14 protein-coding genes are annotated in these 16,413 nt (G+C 35.4%); 9 read left to right on the forward strand and 5 right to left on the reverse strand.

Annotated elements, in window-relative coordinates; genetic code table 11:
* Positions 1–13 precede the first annotated feature (13 nt).
* Positions 14–2,032: a type IV secretory system conjugative DNA transfer family protein gene (locus OOT12_RS03945; RefSeq protein WP_264375371.1), complete on the forward strand. Its 2,019-nt coding sequence runs from the start codon at positions 14–16 to the stop codon at positions 2,030–2,032.
* Between the two features lie 100 nt (positions 2,033–2,132).
* Positions 2,133–2,945, forward strand: a complete 813-nt coding sequence (locus OOT12_RS03950) for a P44/Msp2 family outer membrane protein (protein ID WP_264375370.1) — start codon at positions 2,133–2,135, stop codon at positions 2,943–2,945.
* A gap of 184 nt (positions 2,946–3,129) precedes the next feature.
* Here OOT12_RS03950 and topA read toward each other — a convergent pair whose 3' ends face one another.
* A complete protein-coding gene (gene topA / locus OOT12_RS03955; RefSeq protein ID WP_264685169.1) occupies positions 3,130–5,580 on the reverse strand; it encodes a type I DNA topoisomerase in 2,451 nt (816 codons plus the stop codon).
* Between the two features lie 650 nt (positions 5,581–6,230).
* Here topA and OOT12_RS03960 point away from each other — a divergent pair.
* The gene (locus OOT12_RS03960; protein ID WP_264375349.1) at positions 6,231–7,502 is read left to right on the forward strand and encodes an MFS transporter; all 1,272 of its coding nucleotides are present in this window, start codon (positions 6,231–6,233) and stop codon (positions 7,500–7,502) included.
* 66 nt (positions 7,503–7,568) lie between these two features.
* Positions 7,569–8,912 carry a DNA repair protein RadA gene (gene radA / locus OOT12_RS03965; protein WP_264376435.1) on the forward strand — a complete coding sequence of 448 codons (1,344 nt, stop codon included), beginning with the start codon at positions 7,569–7,571 and terminating at the stop codon, positions 8,910–8,912.
* Positions 8,913–9,019: 107 nt separating this feature from the next.
* Here radA and OOT12_RS03970 read toward each other — a convergent pair whose 3' ends face one another.
* The gene (locus OOT12_RS03970) at positions 9,020–9,274 is read right to left on the reverse strand and encodes a hypothetical protein (RefSeq protein ID WP_264375347.1); all 255 of its coding nucleotides are present in this window, start codon (positions 9,272–9,274) and stop codon (positions 9,020–9,022) included.
* A gap of 586 nt (positions 9,275–9,860) precedes the next feature.
* Positions 9,861–10,772, reverse strand: a complete 912-nt coding sequence (gene ftsY / locus OOT12_RS03975) for a signal recognition particle-docking protein FtsY (protein ID WP_264375346.1) — start codon at positions 10,770–10,772, stop codon at positions 9,861–9,863.
* A gap of 177 nt (positions 10,773–10,949) precedes the next feature.
* On the opposite strand from ftsY, the gene iscU reads away from it, so the two are divergent.
* The 4 genes from iscU to OOT12_RS03995 are packed head-to-tail and all read left to right on the forward strand — an operon-like array spanning position 10,950 to position 14,046.
* Positions 10,950–11,333, forward strand: coding sequence for a Fe-S cluster assembly scaffold IscU (gene iscU / locus OOT12_RS03980; RefSeq protein WP_007302620.1), 384 nt, complete (start codon positions 10,950–10,952; stop codon positions 11,331–11,333).
* A gap of 5 nt (positions 11,334–11,338) precedes the next feature.
* The gene (locus tag OOT12_RS03985) at positions 11,339–11,725 is read left to right on the forward strand and encodes a HesB/IscA family protein (RefSeq protein WP_006012614.1); all 387 of its coding nucleotides are present in this window, start codon (positions 11,339–11,341) and stop codon (positions 11,723–11,725) included.
* Positions 11,718–12,176, forward strand: coding sequence for an iron-sulfur cluster co-chaperone HscB C-terminal domain-containing protein (locus OOT12_RS03990; RefSeq protein WP_264375344.1), 459 nt, complete (start codon positions 11,718–11,720; stop codon positions 12,174–12,176). Before OOT12_RS03985 ends, OOT12_RS03990 begins: the two co-directional genes overlap by 8 nt.
* Positions 12,154–14,046 (forward strand): Hsp70 family protein, encoded by a 1,893-nt coding sequence (locus OOT12_RS03995; RefSeq protein WP_264375343.1) that lies wholly within the window; start codon positions 12,154–12,156, stop codon positions 14,044–14,046. The genes OOT12_RS03990 and OOT12_RS03995 overlap by 23 nt, the downstream gene beginning before the upstream one ends.
* Positions 14,047–14,049: 3 nt before the next feature.
* On the opposite strand, the gene lepB is transcribed toward OOT12_RS03995, so the two are convergent.
* Positions 14,050–14,835: a signal peptidase I gene (gene lepB, locus OOT12_RS04000; protein ID WP_264375342.1), complete on the reverse strand. Its 786-nt coding sequence runs from the start codon at positions 14,833–14,835 to the stop codon at positions 14,050–14,052.
* Between the two features lie 199 nt (positions 14,836–15,034).
* On the opposite strand from lepB, the gene OOT12_RS04005 reads away from it, so the two are divergent.
* A complete protein-coding gene (locus OOT12_RS04005) occupies positions 15,035–15,391 on the forward strand; it encodes a TrbC/VirB2 family protein (RefSeq protein ID WP_007302624.1) in 357 nt (118 codons plus the stop codon).
* A gap of 2 nt (positions 15,392–15,393) precedes the next feature.
* Here OOT12_RS04005 and OOT12_RS04010 read toward each other — a convergent pair whose 3' ends face one another.
* Positions 15,394–16,392, reverse strand: a complete 999-nt coding sequence (locus OOT12_RS04010) for a pyruvate dehydrogenase complex E1 component subunit beta (protein ID WP_264375341.1) — start codon at positions 16,390–16,392, stop codon at positions 15,394–15,396.
* Positions 16,393–16,413: the final 21 nt, after the last annotated feature.

A 16,413-nucleotide genomic window follows, 5' to 3' on the forward strand; every position in this document is an offset into this window, starting at 1 on the left:
GAAAAAGTAGTTTATGAGTAATGGAAATCACCTACGCAATATTCTCATAGGAGGTGTAGTATCTTTTAGCATACTTGAATTTTGCTTCTATTTGTCTGGTATATTATTCTACCTGTTTGTTGACGGTCCAGATGGTGTAGATTTTAGAGCAATTAATCCTAGCTTGACACCTTTTCCTCAAGCTCTCTGGCCGACAATTTTTGATCATATACAATATTGTTGGCATCATCCAGAGCTATATAGCTTTGAGCTCAAAATTAAATTAGTTGTATCTTCTCTACTGCCTCAAATTGTTTTGATGATTATTTTGTGGAATGTGAGAGAAAGACTAATTGAGTGGCGGCCATTTAAAAAGAAAGAATCACTTCATGGAGATTCACAGTGGGCATCAGAGAAAGACATACGAAAAGCGGGATTAAGAAGCAAAAAAGGTCTATTGCTTGGTAAAGATAAGAGAGGATATTTTATTGCTGATGGGTTTCAGCATGCGTTGCTCTTTGCACCTACAGGCTCTGGTAAAGGTGTTGGTTTTGTAATTCCTAATTTGTTATTTTGGAATGATTCGGTAATTGTGCATGATATAAAATTAGAAAACTATGAAATAACAAGTGGTTGGCGAGAGCGACAAGGACAAAAAGTATATGTATGGAACCCAGCGCAGCCAGATGGGGTAAGCCATTGTTATAATCCACTGGAATGGATTAGTGAAAAACCTGGACAGATGGTTGACGATGTGCAAAAAATAGCTAACCTAATCATGCCTGAACAAGATTTTTGGCAAAACGAAGCAAGAAGCTTATTTGTTGGGGTGGTACTATATTTACTTGCTGCACCAGAGAAAGTTAAATCTTTTGGTGAGGTTGTGCGTACGATGCGTAGCGATGACGTAGTTTACAATCTTGCTGTAGTTTTGGACACAATGGGTAAAATAATACATCCGGTAGCGTATATGAACATAGCAGCTTTTTTGCAAAAGGCTGACAAAGAAAGATCAGGTGTTGTGTCAACTATGAACTCGTCTCTTGAATTGTGGGCAAACCCATTGATCGATACTGCAACTGCATCAAGTGATTTTAATATTTTGGATTTTAAAAGGAAGAAAACTACAGTTTATGTTGGTTTAACTCCTGATAACTTAACTAGGCTCAGGCCTTTAATGCAGGTTTTTTACCAACAGGCAACTGAGTTTTTATGTAGAAAATTGCCATCGGATGACGAGCCTTACGGCGTATTATTTTTAATGGATGAGTTTCCAACACTTGGAAAAATGGAGCAATTTCAAACGGGCATCGCATACTTTCGTGGCTATCGAGTAAGGTTATTTTTAATTGTTCAAGATACTGAACAGCTTAAAGGAATATATGAAGAAGCAGGAATGAACTCCTTTTTATCAAACTCAACCTATAGAATAACTTTTGCAGCCAATAATATTGAAACGGCTAATTTGATATCTCAGCTTATAGGAAACAAAACTGTACAACAAGAATCATTAAATAAACCTAAATTTTTAGACTTGAATCCTGCATCAAGATCATTGCATATCTCTGAAACACAGAGAGCATTGCTCTTACCTCAAGAAATTATTATGCTGCCACGTGATGATCAAATAATTTTGATAGAATCGACTTATCCAATTAAGTCAAAGAAAATTTTGTACTATAGTGATAGCACATTCACAAGAAGGCTGATTAAACCAACACGTGTGCCTACACAAGAGCCATATGATCCAAACAAGGTCTTTTCTGCTGCTAACAAAGATAAGATTAGTAATGAAGAAGAGAGTAATGCTATTGAAGATGCTGATTATCCTGTTGAAGCTAAAACTGAAGATGCAGTATACGATGAGCCAGAGATTGAAGATGGATTTGAAGACGAGGATATTGATGATAAATTTGAAGGTGGTGATGGTTTTGATGATGAGGAAGACGATGATGGGTTTGATGATGAAGACAGTAAGGATGAATTTGACGATGATGATGAATTTGAAGATGAGGACAAACTAGACGGCAATAAAATCGAGGATAGAGGTTAATTTTACCTATTTTTTAGCTTAGAAAATAATTAGTTTTTTCATATTAAATCATTTTTAATTAATTAGTACTAGATTAGCTATTTTAACTAGAGGAATAGTCATGATGAGTAAAAAAACATTAGCAGTTACAGCACTTGCTTTATTGTTGTCACAACAATCTTTTGCAAGTGAAACGGAAGGATTTTACTTTGGTACTAGATATTACGGTCAATATTTGAACTTTGGTAAGTTGAAAGCAAAAATTGGAAGTAAAGATGCTACAGATGCCAATAAGGTATCTGTAAATGACAGGGGTGCTCAGAGTACAGAAGGTCAGCTACTAAACAAGTATGAAGGAGATTATAATCCACCTTTTGCTGCAAATGTAGCACTTGGTTATACAGGGGAATTAGGTAATAATAGCTATAGAGCTGAATTAGAAGGAATGTATTCTTCCGTGAAAGTGGATAATGTTGGTTTAACAAGCGGCCAGATGACAATATCGTACACAGAAGGCGGCAATCAATATGGATCAATTATTAACCATGACAAAATTGAGAACATATCTGTAATGGCAAATGTTTATCATCATTGGAAAAGTGAGAGTTTCTCTTTTTCTCCTTATGTTGGTATTGGAGTTGGTGCAACAAGAATGACAATGTTTGAAAAATCGTCAATAAGACCTGCAGGTCAATTAAAGGCTGGCTTTGATTATCATATAAATGAAGATGTAAATATGCATATCGGATATAGAGGTTTTGGTGTTATTGGTAGCAGTGAATACAAACCGGAAACTTTAAAGTTGGATGCTAAAACAAACAAAATGGCTCAACAAACAGGTGATAATAAAATGACTACTACCATACAGAATGGCTTTTTTCACACACACGGTATAGAAGCTGGTCTTACTTTTCATTTTGCAAGCAAAGCTTAACTCTGATAGAGACTATTTTCCTGGTAGCACGTCTGCGTCACACGACTGTAGCTTCTAACCAGGTGACAACTTTCTCGTTATCTGAATATTTTCTTTCTTGTAATTCAGGCTCTTTTTTCTCAGTTCCAGCGTGTAGCGCTGGAACAACAATAAAGAACATATAAAGAATGGTTATGCAAGAAGTCTACTTTTTATTCTTAATTAACTCTAAAGCCTTCTTCAGATCTATACTTTCAATATCTGCATTCTTGCCCAAAGCAACGTTTGTTTTACCGCATTTTATATAGAATCCGTACCTACCGTTGCAGATAAAAACTTCTTTTCCCTTTTCATTAAAACCAAGAGATTTTAGCTCTTTGCGTGGGCTGCTCTCAATAATTTGTATAGCTTCGTTTAATTGTGTGTCTAATACCTCCTTAGAGCTTTTTTTAAGAGAAAAGTATCGACCATCATAGAGAATATAGTACCCAAATCGTCCAAGACCTATTTTTACTTCCTTTCCAGTTTCTGGGTGTTCTCCGATTATTTTCGGCAGGGAAAGTAATCGAGTGGCGGTATTTAGATCAATATCATTAACATTTATATCTTTTGGTACAGAAATCTTTTTTTTCTTTTCTGACTCACTATTAAACTCCAGATAAAGTCCAAAAGGACCTTTTTTGATCATTACCTCTTGGCCTGTCACATCATCTATACCCAAACTTTTTGGATATTCTGAATTGTCATTACTGCCCGTAATTTCTTTTGTATGATTGCATGCAGGATAGTTAGAACATCCAAGAAACACACCGGCTTTTCCAAAATTTAATTTCAATATACCATCAGAGCAATTAGGACATTTTTTACCTATTTCTTCCTTTCCTTCCTCTGAGCAAAACCAATTGACTACCAAATCATGAATACCACTAAAAATCTCATCATGTGTCATTTGCTTAACAGAATTTACATGATTAAAAAATGGCACCCAAAAATAGCCTAGTTCTTTTTTCCAATCTGCATGTCCATTTGAGATTGAATCAAGCCTTTCTTCCATTTGTGCTGTAAAGTCATACTCTACACAACGCTGAAAAAAAGTTTCCAAAAATATAGTCACGATCTTACCGCGGCTGCTTGGAATAAATCTTTTGTTATCCAATGAAACATATTCACGATCTTGTAATACCGAAATAATTGTTGCATAAGTTGATGGGCGACCTATACCGACTTCTTCCATTTTTTTTACTATACTCGCTTCACTATAACGAGGTGGCGGTTGAGTAAAGTGCTGTTTCGGATCAACAGAAATCAACTTGCACGCTTCCTCTTCCTTCATGGCAGGTAGCAGGCCTTCATTTTCGGCTTCCATGTTATCTTGATAGACTTTATAAAAACCATCAAAGAATATACTTGATCCACTTGCTCGCAGAATCACTTTCTGGTCAATAGAACTAATTCCAACTACCACTTGATCAAGAATCGCCGATTCCATTTGACTTGCGATGGTTCTTTTCCAGATTAAATCGTACAATTTAAATTGCTCTGGCGTTAAGTAATCCTTAATACTACCCGGTGTTCTATTAATATCAGTTGGCCGGATTGCTTCATGTGCTTCTTGAGCATTTTTGACCTTTTTTACATATTTACGAGGAGACTGCGGTAAATATTTATCACCATATAATGACTTAATTGATCCCCTGATTGAGTTTATAGCCTCATCTGCAATATGAAACCCATCTGTACGCATATAAGTTATCAACCCTACGGTTTCACCACCAATATTGATACCTTCATATAAATTTTGCGCTACTCGCATAACATTTTTCACATTAAAATACAGTTTATTCACTGCATCTTGCTGAAGACTTGAGGTGATAAATGGAGGAAGCGGGTTTCTCTTAACTTGCTTGCGTTCTACTGTGCTTACAGCATACTGCCTTGACTCGATCTCCCTGACTAAGTTCTTTGCCTCTTCTTCATTCTTAATATCAAATTTTTCTAGCTTTTTATTTTCATAGTGGCTTAGCATAGCAAAAAAAGCCTCATCTTTGCTATTTTGCATTTCTGCCTTTATGCTCCAATACTCCTGTGTTATAAACTTACTGATTTCATTTTCTCGTTCGCATATAAGCTTTAATGCAACAGACTGCACTCGCCCTGCAGATTTGCTTCCCGACAATTTTGTCCACAGCAGCGGTGACAAGCTAAATCCAACTAGATAATCCAAAGCTCTGCGTGCTTGCTGTGCACGCACTAAGTCCATATTAATTTCACGTGGATTTTTTATAGCTTCTTGCACTGCTCTTTTTGTTATTTCGTTAAAGACTACTCTATGAATGTTGCTTTCATCATTGATTGCTTTTCTTTCCTTTAGTGCCTCTATCACATTCCAAGCTATTGCTTCTCCTTCTCTGTCTGGATCTGTTGCAAGGTATATATCTGATGTTTTACTAGCTTCCTTGACTAACTCTTTTACATACTTTTCTGCTTTTTCAATAATCTCATACTTCATGGTAAAGTCATTATCAGGATCAACAGAACCATTTTTCGCTGGCAGATCTCTGACGTGGCCAAAGGATGCAGCCACTTTGAATTCTTTACTCAAATATTTACCTATCGTCTTTGCCTTTGCCGGCGACTCAACTATCAATAATGCCATAATTATTAGTACTTAAAGGTAATATGTTGAAATATATAGAATAAAAAGTAAAAAAATATTTTAATGGTCTTCTCAGTTTTTTAAGTGAATTGTTTTAATGTTAGCAAAAAACCTAATGAAAGAGCCTACTTTACAAATTTTCCCAACTCCCTTACCATAAGGATAACGCTATACTATTTATCTTCGTCTGTGGAGATTAAACGACAAAAGCATAACGCAGTTGTCGTCTTATTTTTAATTTTTTGCACTATGTGCATCTTATTTCTTTACAAAACTTCCAGTTTTTTAACCATATAAGCTGAAACGGGCTGTTTAAGACAGGCCAATTTTCAGGAGTCACAACTAGCTAATAGGGGGGTTCTTTTGTCTTTTTTCTACTTGGTAAATTTCTTGATGTTTGTAGCTAAAGTAATTTAAGAGAGGTGTCATCCCAGTGTCGGAGCACTGGGATGACAAGAAAAGGAGTACTGGAATGACACATTCCACCATGTCATTCCAGCGGATGACCAGATTTTTTTATTTGATCCCAGACTGGCTGGTTATGCAAGTTCCAATTTTAATAATATTTACATATAAGCCATACGCTTGGGTTGCAAAGTTCTAAAAAGCAGCCAAAATAAAAATAAGTAGACATTTACAAATTAAACTAAGTGTACAATCAACAAACAAGAGTATTGATTGCAACAATACTCTGTAGAATCGCAATATGGTATGACCATATGCTCTTTATTGATCTGGTTAATATAATTAGTAGAGAATTTTGTTATGCAAAAGATATCTACTACAGCATATTGCAATTGTTTGGAATTGCAGGAATGGGTGCAATGGTAAGACCACTTGGTGCATCTGTATTTGGTCACATTGGTGATAGGTATGGAAGGAGAATGGCGTTAACGATTGCTATCTTGCTAATATCGATTCCTTCTAGTCTCGTTGCGTTTATTCCAAGTTATAGTAAAATAGGAATAACCTCTACTATGTTGCTTCTTACAATCCATCTGATACAAGGGGTTGCACTTGGCGCTGAGCAAGGAGGTAGCTCTGTTTATCTCATAGAGCATTTACCTAATAAGAAAAAACTAGGAATGTTTTTTGGAATAATAAGTTTTGGTCGCTCCATTGGCATATTGCTCTCTGTGGTTGCAGTGATCATTTGTAAAAAAACCACTGATTTTAACGCTTGGGGTTGGAGGCTGCCGTTTATTTTTTCAGCCATTTTAGGATTAATAAGCGCATATAGTATATATACACTAGGAGAAACTCCAGCGTATGAAAAAAATCGAGAACAAAGAAATTTACCTAATGTACCAATAATAGAGCTTACAAAACGCTATAAAAGAGCCCTGATACTTGCCATTTTAATATCTGTACCTGTTAATGTTGCTGTTGGATTTACCATATTTCTTAGAACAATTGCAAAAGAAATAGTGTCTGTTGAAACTTATGTAACAACGTATGTCAACGAAGTTGTACTCATTATAACCAGTATATTAATGCCGATATCTTCAATAGTGCTTGGAATTTTAGCTGATAAAACAGGAAGAGAACGCACTGCAATCTTATTTATAGTGATAACAATGGTAATATGTTGTCCTATGTTATCTATTGCATATTACTATAAAAGCTACCTAATAATTATGTTGAGTGTGATGGCTCTTTCTATAATCGAGAGGGGTATTAATCCTATAGGGATAGTTACTGCTGAGCTTTTTCCTACTAATGTTAGATTTAGTGGTGTTAGCTTATCACGCAACATCTCTTTTGCCTTGCATGGAGGATTTACTCCTATGATATGCACTTGGTTTACTATAATGTTTCCTAAAATAGACTTTGCTGCTGGGCTTTATGTAATTTTTTGCTTATTAGTCAGCTTAGTAGCAATATTGCAAATAAAACCACAAGATAAAAAGTGTGATTGGTAATTTTCTCTATTTAAATTTATTTCACTTATTTAGCTAATTTTTATTACAATTATAATTTTGGCTTTTATGAAAACTGCATACGTATGTCAATTCTGCGGTCATAGCACTGGAAGGTGGGTAGGAAGGTGTATTGCATGTGACAGTTGGGATACGGTTGTCGAAGAAATAGTACTAAAAACAGAAACGAGAAGTACATCTGCACCAATTTCAATAAAAGCGTTATCAGATAGTGAAATTATTACCCCCGATCGTTTTTTAACAGGAATAGAAGAGTTAGATAGAGTTTTTGGTGGAGGTATCGTTCAAGGTGCTAGCATTTTAATTGGTGGTGAACCTGGAATTGGAAAATCTACTCTTTTGCTTAGGATTGCAGCTAATGTTGTACAACTTTCCTCTTTTGAATGTCTTTATGTATCTGGCGAGGAATCTTTAGAGCAAGTGAGCCTCAGAGCAAAGCGTCTTAAGATAAATGAACCTAAAATTAAGCTTTTATCTACAGTATCTTTAACTGATGTAGTAGCAACAATAAGGAAAAATAAAAGTATTAAGTTCTTGATAATTGATTCTATACAAACTATGTATGATAGCAAAGTCACATCAGCACCAGGAACTGTAACTCAAGTCCGTACCTGCGCTCATGAATTGACTGTTCTTGCAAAGCAATATGGTGTTTCTCTCTTAATAGTTGGTCATATAACGAAAGATGGACAAATAGCGGGACCTAAAACCCTGGAGCATATGGTAGATACAGTACTATATTTTGAGAGTGAAAATAGTAATCAATATCGCATTTTACGTACTATTAAAAATAGATTTGGCCCTGCAAATGAAATTGGTGTTTTTGAGATGTCTAAAGCAGGACTCATGCCTGTTGATAATCCATCATCATTATTCTTGACCGTACATGATAGAGAAGTAGTTGGCAGCGCCGTATTTGCAGGAGTTGAAGGCTCAAGACCAATCTTAATGGAAGTGCAAGCATTAATAGCAAGGACTAATATGGCAACTCCAAGAAGAGCAGTAGTTGGTTGGGATATTAATAGATTAGCTATGATAATCGCGGTTCTAAGTGCTCGTTGTAAAATGTTTTTGCATGATAAAGAAGTATACCTAAACATTGCGGGAGGACTCAAAATACAGGAACCATCAGCTGACCTTGCTGTTGCTGCTTCCCTTATTTCAAGTTTAGTAAATTTACCGCTGCCAATTTCTTCAATAATCTGCGGTGAGGTTGCACTTTCAGGAGAAATTAGAAATGTTTCGCATGCTGATCTCAGACTAAGGGAAGCACAAAAGTTAGGATTTAAAAAAGCGATTATGCCTAAAAATGGCAATTATTCTTCTCATGATATTGAGATAATTAAGCTTGGTCATATAAAAGAGTTAAAAGAGATCTTCAATCACAATTAAATATTATCTGCATGAACATTTTGCTTGTGAGAAGGATGTCATCCCAGCTTCCATAATGTCATCTGAGTAGGTGACACTGGCTTCTTTTTTTACTGTTTTTACTGTAATTAAAAATTCATTGGATCTTGATTATATATTTCCTCTGCTATAAGCGATAATTTTTCGCTCTCATCAAAGAGACTTTTTGCGCTAGCTGCTAATTTCTCACTAATTTGTGAATGAGGTTTAAAAACTTCAGAACTGTGCCTCTGAATGCATTCGTCGACGCATCGATAGTATTGATCTGTATAGCCGTCTCTGTAGTTATAGCATTTCATTTCACATCGAGATTTTGCATATTCTGTTGGTGCTTGTTGTTTCATAATATACTCCTTAATTAAAAGCCAATACTTATATTAGAATATAAGTATGAATATTACATTAATATAATTACTTTTTAGGCATGAGTGACAAGCTGAAGTGGTTTTTGGTTGCCCACAAAACATATTAGATCCTTATTTCATATTCTTTAAAATATTTTTTTTCTTATACTTTCTTTATAAAAACCATGGGCGCCCATTGATTTTTATTGGCTAAAGTAAAGGTCAAGTATCTTGAATTCTGGACATAAAATCCTCCTGTATAAAAAAGAGTTAGAAAAAAAATGCAGTGCACATACGACAGATATACACTGAAGAATACATTTTTTAATAAGTTTGATTAAAAAGTCTGCAGACTAAAGATAGATTTTGAGCTCTTAAAATATCTCTATTTGTAATTATAATGAGATTGAAAATATGCGGAAGTAATTTTTATACGTTAACGGCTCACCCAACCCACTTGCAATCTGGATCCCAGACTGGGATGACAAGAAAAGGCTACTCAAATAGGAAGTACTGGAATTATACCATCTAAAAACGGCTTCTCATGATAATTAAGCTTGGTCATATGAGAAAATTAAAGAGATCTTCAATCATATTTAAACAGCGCTTCAGCAAACTCTTTGCCAGTAAATTCCCTCAGGTCTTCTATACTTTCACCAATTCCTATAGCGTGTAATTTCACCTTATAAGCTTCTGCAAGCCCAATCACTACTCCACCTTTGGCAGTACCATCTAGCTTTGTTACAATTAACCCGGTAACACCAACCATTTTACTAAACGCCTCTAATTGGCTATAAGCATTTTGGCCAGTAGTTGCATCAAGAACTAAAATAACATCATGAGGAGCAGTATCATCCAATTTCTTTATCGTTCTATGTATTTTTGACAGCTCTTGCATGAGATTTACATTGTTTTGTAGCCTTCCTGCTGTATCAATTAAAACAACATCAACGCTATCTTTGATCGCTTGATTTACAGCTCTATATGCCACACTTGCAGAATCGCTACCGTGCTCTCCAGTAACAATAGAGCAATCAGAACGTTCTGCCCAAATATTTAATTGCTCACTCGCAGCAGCTCTGAATGTGTCGCACGCAACAAGCATAACGGATTTTCCTTTTTCCTTATATTTATAGGCAAGTTTACCTATAGTTGTAGTTTTTCCATTACCATTCACTCCGCATACCATTATTATGTGTGGTTTTTTATTCAAAATGAGCGGCTGCACAACAGGGTTTAATATTGCTTCTATTTCGCTCATTAACTGCTGTGTGATAACGTTGTGCTCAACTTCTGATTCAAATTTGATACTTGCGAGCTTATCAATAAGCAATCTAGAAGTTTTATGACCTATGTCCATGCTGATCAGCAGCTCTTCCAGATCATCTAAAAGCGACTGATCTAATTTTTTTTTGCCAGAAAAAATATTTTTTACTCCATCACTAAAACGGGAGGAGGTTTTTAATAGTCCTTGATAAAGATTACTGAATAAACTCAAGAAATACTCCTTCTAAAATTACCATATAAAGAATGACATGCACTATATGTATTTGTAAAGTAAATACACTAGTAACCTATATATTTTGTGAGTAAAATGTACCGCTTGCTAGTGTATTTTACTTTAGTTTTTAACCTAAATATGTTATAATGTAAGTAATGGTTTACGGGTAGTTCTATGAGTTATAATGAGAAAATTTTAGATCATTACGAAAATCCAAGGAATGTTGGCTCTTTGGACAAAAATGATCCAAATGTTGGTACTGGTTTAGTTGGTGCACCATCATGCGGAGATGTAATGAAACTGCAAATAAAGGTCAACGATAAAGGTGTTATTGAAGACGCAAAATTTAAAACTTTTGGTTGTGGTTCTGCCATTGCTTCAAGCTCTTTGTTAACAGAAATGATCAAAGGGAAAACTATTGAGAATGTAACAAAGATAAAGAACACTCAAATAGTGGAAGAATTGTCTTTGCCGCCAGTAAAGATACACTGTTCAGTACTTGCTGAGGATGCTATAAAAGCTGCTATTCATGATTATCAAAATAAACAAAAACATTGAGGAACATGAGTGAATTTCAAGGAGTAAATTCTGTTAAAAAACCTATCACTCTAACTGCAAATGCAGTAGAGAGGGTAAGGTTTTTATTGGACAAAAAGAAGCATGCTAACCTTGAAGAAGCAATAGGAATAAGAGTTCTAATTAAGCAAAAAGGATGCTCTGGTTTAAAATATGATATTGAATATGCATATGATGTTCGTCCTTTGGAGTCGGTAATTGAAGAAAGCTGCAGTGATGATCAAAAAGTCAAGGTGCTGATCGATCCAAAATCTATCATGTTTATCCTTGGCTCTGAAATGGATTATGTAGAGGAAAAATTCTCATCAGGTTTTATTTTCAAAAATCCTAATGAGAAAGGAAAATGTGGTTGTGGAGAGAGTTTTCATGTCTAGCAACCATTTCACATTATTTGGAATTGAACCGGCTTTTAACATCAGCTTTGATGAGCTGGAGAAAAAATATATTGAGCTAAGCAAAACTGATATAAATGAAAGAGAGTCCAAAAATATGGAAAGTATCAACAAAGCTTATCAGGTACTGAAGTCACCGCTAAAGCGTGCCGAACATTTGTTGGATCTTTTTGACGTACAAAGCAAAAAAGAGCATCTTGATCCTGAAATATTAAATGAATCAATGGAAATAAGAGAATACTTTCTAGACTGCGATGATTTACAATTTGCAAGTAGGATGATTGATGAAAAGGTAAAAGATTGTACTAAAAACCTAATTAATGCTTTTGCTACAAAAAATTTTGATGAAGCTGCTACGCAAGTTTTTAGATTGAGATATTTATATAAGTCATTTGAGGAGATGAAGGAAAATGCGGCCAGTTCAAATTTCTGAACCAAGTTCAAATGAGGTAGTTTTTGGTATAGATCTTGGAACTACTAACTCTTTAATTGCCATGGTAAATAAAGCTGGCAATGTAGAAATATTTAAAGATGAGCAAGGTCGTGAACTATTACCTTCTGTCATTTCATATGAAAAGGATGTACTAAAAGTAGGCTACGATGTTGGCGAAAACGCTATCTGCTCTATAAAACGCTTAATGGGTAAAAGTGTTAAAGACTTGCATAAAGAAGGTATCAATTGTGAAATAGATAACGAAAGTGAAAAAGTTATTAGGGTAAAATGCTCAGAAGAAAAGTATCTCACTCCTATTGAGATCTCTGCTGAGATACTCAAAACTCTATGCAAGAGGGTAAAAAAATTCACAGGGATGAAAGTTAACAAAGCAGTGATTACTGTACCAGCTTATTTTGATGATTCAGCACGTAACGCAACCAAATATGCAGCAAAATTAGCTGGCATAGATGTTCTTCGCCTCATTAATGAACCAACCGCTGCAGCACTTTCTTACTCCATTGGAAAGAACAATAACAGTGGCATATATGCAGTTTATGACCTCGGTGGTGGAACATTTGACATTTCAATATTAAAATTACATCAAGGAGTGTTTCAAGTTCTTGCAGTTGGTGGTGATACTAAACTTGGTGGTGATGATTTTGATCATCTACTTAGTTTAATCGTGCTTGAAAAGTATAGAGAACAGGTAGGTTTAAATAAAAAATGCTCTAGTGTCATCCCAGTCTGGGATCCAGAAAGTTTGATTGCAAGTGAACACACCAGAAAGTTATATAATAAGAACTGGATTCCAGTGTCAAGCACTGGAATGACACCATCTGATACAACTACCTACAAATTACAACATTCATACACTAAAACTGGTATCTGCAATATACGTGCTATAAAAGAGTACCTAAGTGAAGATACCTCTGGCACTTTTGAATTCAGCATCAATGGTGAATTATTTAAGTGCAAAATTACCAAAGAAGAATTCGAGCAAGCAATCAGTCCTTTGGTTAATAAGACTATAAATATAGTTACTCGTACTATAAGCAACATAGATCTTAAAATCGATGATATAAAAGGGGTAATTTTAGTTGGTGGCGCAACTAGAGTGCCATTAGTGCAAAATTCACTAATCAAACTCTTTGGCAATAAAGTGCTGAATGATGTGGATCCGGACAAAGCAGTTGCCAATGGGGCAGCTTTGCAGGCTCATTATTTAACTTCAAACTCAAAAGATAGGAATATTCTCCTTGATGTGCTGCCTTTATCACTTGGCATAGAAACTATGGGGGGAATAGTTGAAAAAATTATACCAAGAAATACACCACTACCAGTTTCAGAAATAAAAGAGTTTACAACTTACGCTAACGGGCAAACAGCAATGAAAATTCACGTTTGTCAAGGAGAACGTGAAATGATAAAAGATAATAAATCTCTAGCACGATTTGAACTCAAAGGTATACCACAATTGCCTGCAGGTTCTGCAAAAGTTGAAATAGGATTTACAGTTAGCATTGATGGAATATTGACTGTCACTGCAAGAGAAAAAACTACTGGAGTCGAACAGACAGTTGAAATAAATTCAAGCTCTGGCTTAAGTGAAGAAGATATTCAAGATATGGTCAATCAGTCAGTAAGTAACTTTGATGAAGACATGAAGGCTCGTTCCCTTGCAGAGGCTAAAATTAACGGTAACAAGCTCATACATCTAGTTGAAAATGTTTCCACTGAGCAAAAGTTAAAAATTTTACTACAGAACGCAAAAGACGCTTTACAGGAAAATGACTTAGACAACATTAATAATGCTATCTCTGAGTTAGAAAACTCTGCTTTAGAATTATGCGAATCAGCAGACAGATAGAGTTCATACAACTTTGTGAAGTACCCTGTCAAATCTCAGAGCAATAGGTAACCTAAAATTAAATGGTAACCAATCAACTTTGCCTAATTTAAACGATAAACCAACCATGCTTACGCGTCCAACTATATTTTCAGTTGGTATTAACCCAATTTCAGAAAACCTGCTATCAAAAGAATTATTTCTATTGTCTCCCATAACAAAAAATTGATCATCAGGCACATAATAAACTGGAGTATTGTATGATAACTTATTAGAAAGATTATCTATTAGAATTTCATGCTCCTTGCCGCTCGGGAGTGTTTCGATGTATCTTGCTATATTACGCTTTGACTCATAATCAAAAAAATTTTCAATTTGTCTTCGCTTTACTTTCTGATCATTTAAATATAACTCCCCCTCTATCATTTGCACTTTATCGCCCGGTATTCCTATTACCCGCTTAACAAATCTAATGCTGTCATTTCTTGTAGGCTTGAAAACTATTATATCACCACGCTCCGGAGGGGTATAAAAGATTCTACCGCTAAAGATGTTTGGAGAAAATGGAAAAGAGTGTTTACTATAACCATATGAATATTTACTAGTAAAAATATAATCTCCCTCAAGTAGAGTGCTTTTCATTGAACCAGAAGGAATATGAAATGGCTCAAATAAAAAACTACGTATTGATAGCGCAATTAGTAGCAAAAAAAACAGTGAAGATAAAAACTTTCTCGTTCTTGCTATCCGGTTCTCTCTCAATTCTTTCAATTTTATTTTCTTTATAAATTTAAGCTTATCATAACACATAAAAGTGGTAATGTGAAATTTTACTCATGGGTGTTATTGCTCTTTTTCGAAAGTCGAAATAAGCTCTCAAGTAATTGACAGTGATTGATAACCAATAGACATCATTTGCTATGCAATATTGTATAAATCACAATGCTAGTTTTACTGAAAATTATACTATTTTAGATATAATTATAATATTTAAACTTAAGGTATAGGGATGAACCCTACAATTAGAAAGGTTTTTTGTATTCTACTTATAGTATTATTTATTTCTTTTTCTCATGTTGGAAGTGCTGCTAACTCTAATGACGATACAACTGCTCAAGTAATATGTAATATTATTGGCTACGTTTGGGGAATAGGTGGACCGCTTATGACCGTAGTGATAATAGGAGCAGCTTTACTTGCAATATTTGGTAGAATGCCGTGGCCTGCTCTTTTCGCCCTCGGTGTATTTTGCGCTGTGTTTTTTGGCGCTAAAACTATTGTCATAAAAGTAATGGGTGGTATAAACTCTACAAATGCCTCTTTTATGGAAGAATGTGGAACGGGAGATAAAAAAAAGAGTCAATAGGACTATTTCTTTCTAAAGCAGACTTGGTGCACAGCTTCAACTATATCTTCCACTTGTGGTAATGCTTTCTTTTCTAGGTTTGCAGCATAAGGTAAGGGGACATCCTTGCCGGTTACCCGTACAACCGGAGCGTCAAGGTAGTCAAATCCTTGTTCCATAACCATGGCTGAGAGTTCTGCTCCTATTCCTGCAAATGGCCAACCCTCTTCTATGCTTACTAATCTATTGGTCTTCTTAATAGAGTTAATAACTGTTTCAGTGTCAAGTGGTCTTAAGGTTCTGAGGTCGATAACTTCAGCTTCTATTCCTTCACTAGAGAGTAAATCTGCTGCATTTAACGCATCCATTAGTTTCAATGAAAAAGCAGTGATAGTTACATCCTTTCCTTCCCGTATAACAGCAGCTTTGCCTATCTCAAGTAGATAATCTTTATTTGATAGCTCAGAGTCAGGAACTTCATGCTCATGTCCATAAGCGATCTCGTTTTCTAGAAATATTACAGGATTAGGGTCACGAATTGCAGCTTTAAGCAGACCTCTGCAATCGGAGGCAAAGTAAGGTGCTATTACTTTCAACCCTGGAACATGCGAATACCAAGATGCAAAGCACTGAGAATGTTGTGCTGCAACTCTTGCTGCAGCTCCATTTGGTCCACGAAATACTATAGGGCATCCAAGTTGTCCACCCGACATATAATTTGTTTTTGTTGCGGAATTCACAATTTGGTCGATAGCCTGCATAGAAAAATTAAAAGTCATAAACTCCACTATTGGCCTAAGTCCAGCAAATGCTGCTCCAACAGCAAGACCAACAAATCCATGTTCGGTAATAGGTGTATCAACTACTCTATTTTCTCCGAACTCTTTCAGTAATCCTTTTGTTACTTTATAAGCACCATCATACTCTGCAACCTCTTCACCCATGATAAATACATCAGGGTCATTTTGCATTTCTTCTCTGATTGCCGTGCATAACGCTTCTCTTACACTTAAGCTTGCCATTTGTAAATCTGTAAATTTCAA

The sequence above is a fragment of the Wolbachia endosymbiont (group B) of Parapoynx stratiotata genome (assembly GCF_947250635.1).
Lineage (GTDB): Bacteria > Pseudomonadota > Alphaproteobacteria > Rickettsiales > Anaplasmataceae > Wolbachia.

Coding starts and splice junctions, on each gene's coding strand:
- radA (WP_264376435.1), top strand. CDS start 7,569: ATGAAAACTGCATACGTATGTCAATTCTGCGGTCATAGCACTGGAAGG.
- topA (WP_264685169.1), bottom strand. CDS start 5,580: ATGGCATTATTGATAGTTGAGTCGCCGGCAAAGGCAAAGACGATAGGT.
- OOT12_RS03950 (WP_264375370.1), top strand. CDS start 2,133: ATGATGAGTAAAAAAACATTAGCAGTTACAGCACTTGCTTTATTGTTG.
- OOT12_RS03985 (WP_006012614.1), top strand. CDS start 11,339: ATGAGTGAATTTCAAGGAGTAAATTCTGTTAAAAAACCTATCACTCTA.
- lepB (WP_264375342.1), bottom strand. CDS start 14,835: ATGTGTTATGATAAGCTTAAATTTATAAAGAAAATAAAATTGAAAGAA.
- iscU (WP_007302620.1), top strand. CDS start 10,950: ATGAGTTATAATGAGAAAATTTTAGATCATTACGAAAATCCAAGGAAT.
- OOT12_RS03970 (WP_264375347.1), bottom strand. CDS start 9,274: ATGAAACAACAAGCACCAACAGAATATGCAAAATCTCGATGTGAAATG.
- OOT12_RS03990 (WP_264375344.1), top strand. CDS start 11,718: ATGTCTAGCAACCATTTCACATTATTTGGAATTGAACCGGCTTTTAAC.
- OOT12_RS04010 (WP_264375341.1), bottom strand. CDS start 16,392: ATGGCAAGCTTAAGTGTAAGAGAAGCGTTATGCACGGCAATCAGAGAA.
- OOT12_RS03945 (WP_264375371.1), top strand. CDS start 14: ATGAGTAATGGAAATCACCTACGCAATATTCTCATAGGAGGTGTAGTA.
- OOT12_RS03995 (WP_264375343.1), top strand. CDS start 12,154: ATGCGGCCAGTTCAAATTTCTGAACCAAGTTCAAATGAGGTAGTTTTT.
- OOT12_RS04005 (WP_007302624.1), top strand. CDS start 15,035: ATGAACCCTACAATTAGAAAGGTTTTTTGTATTCTACTTATAGTATTA.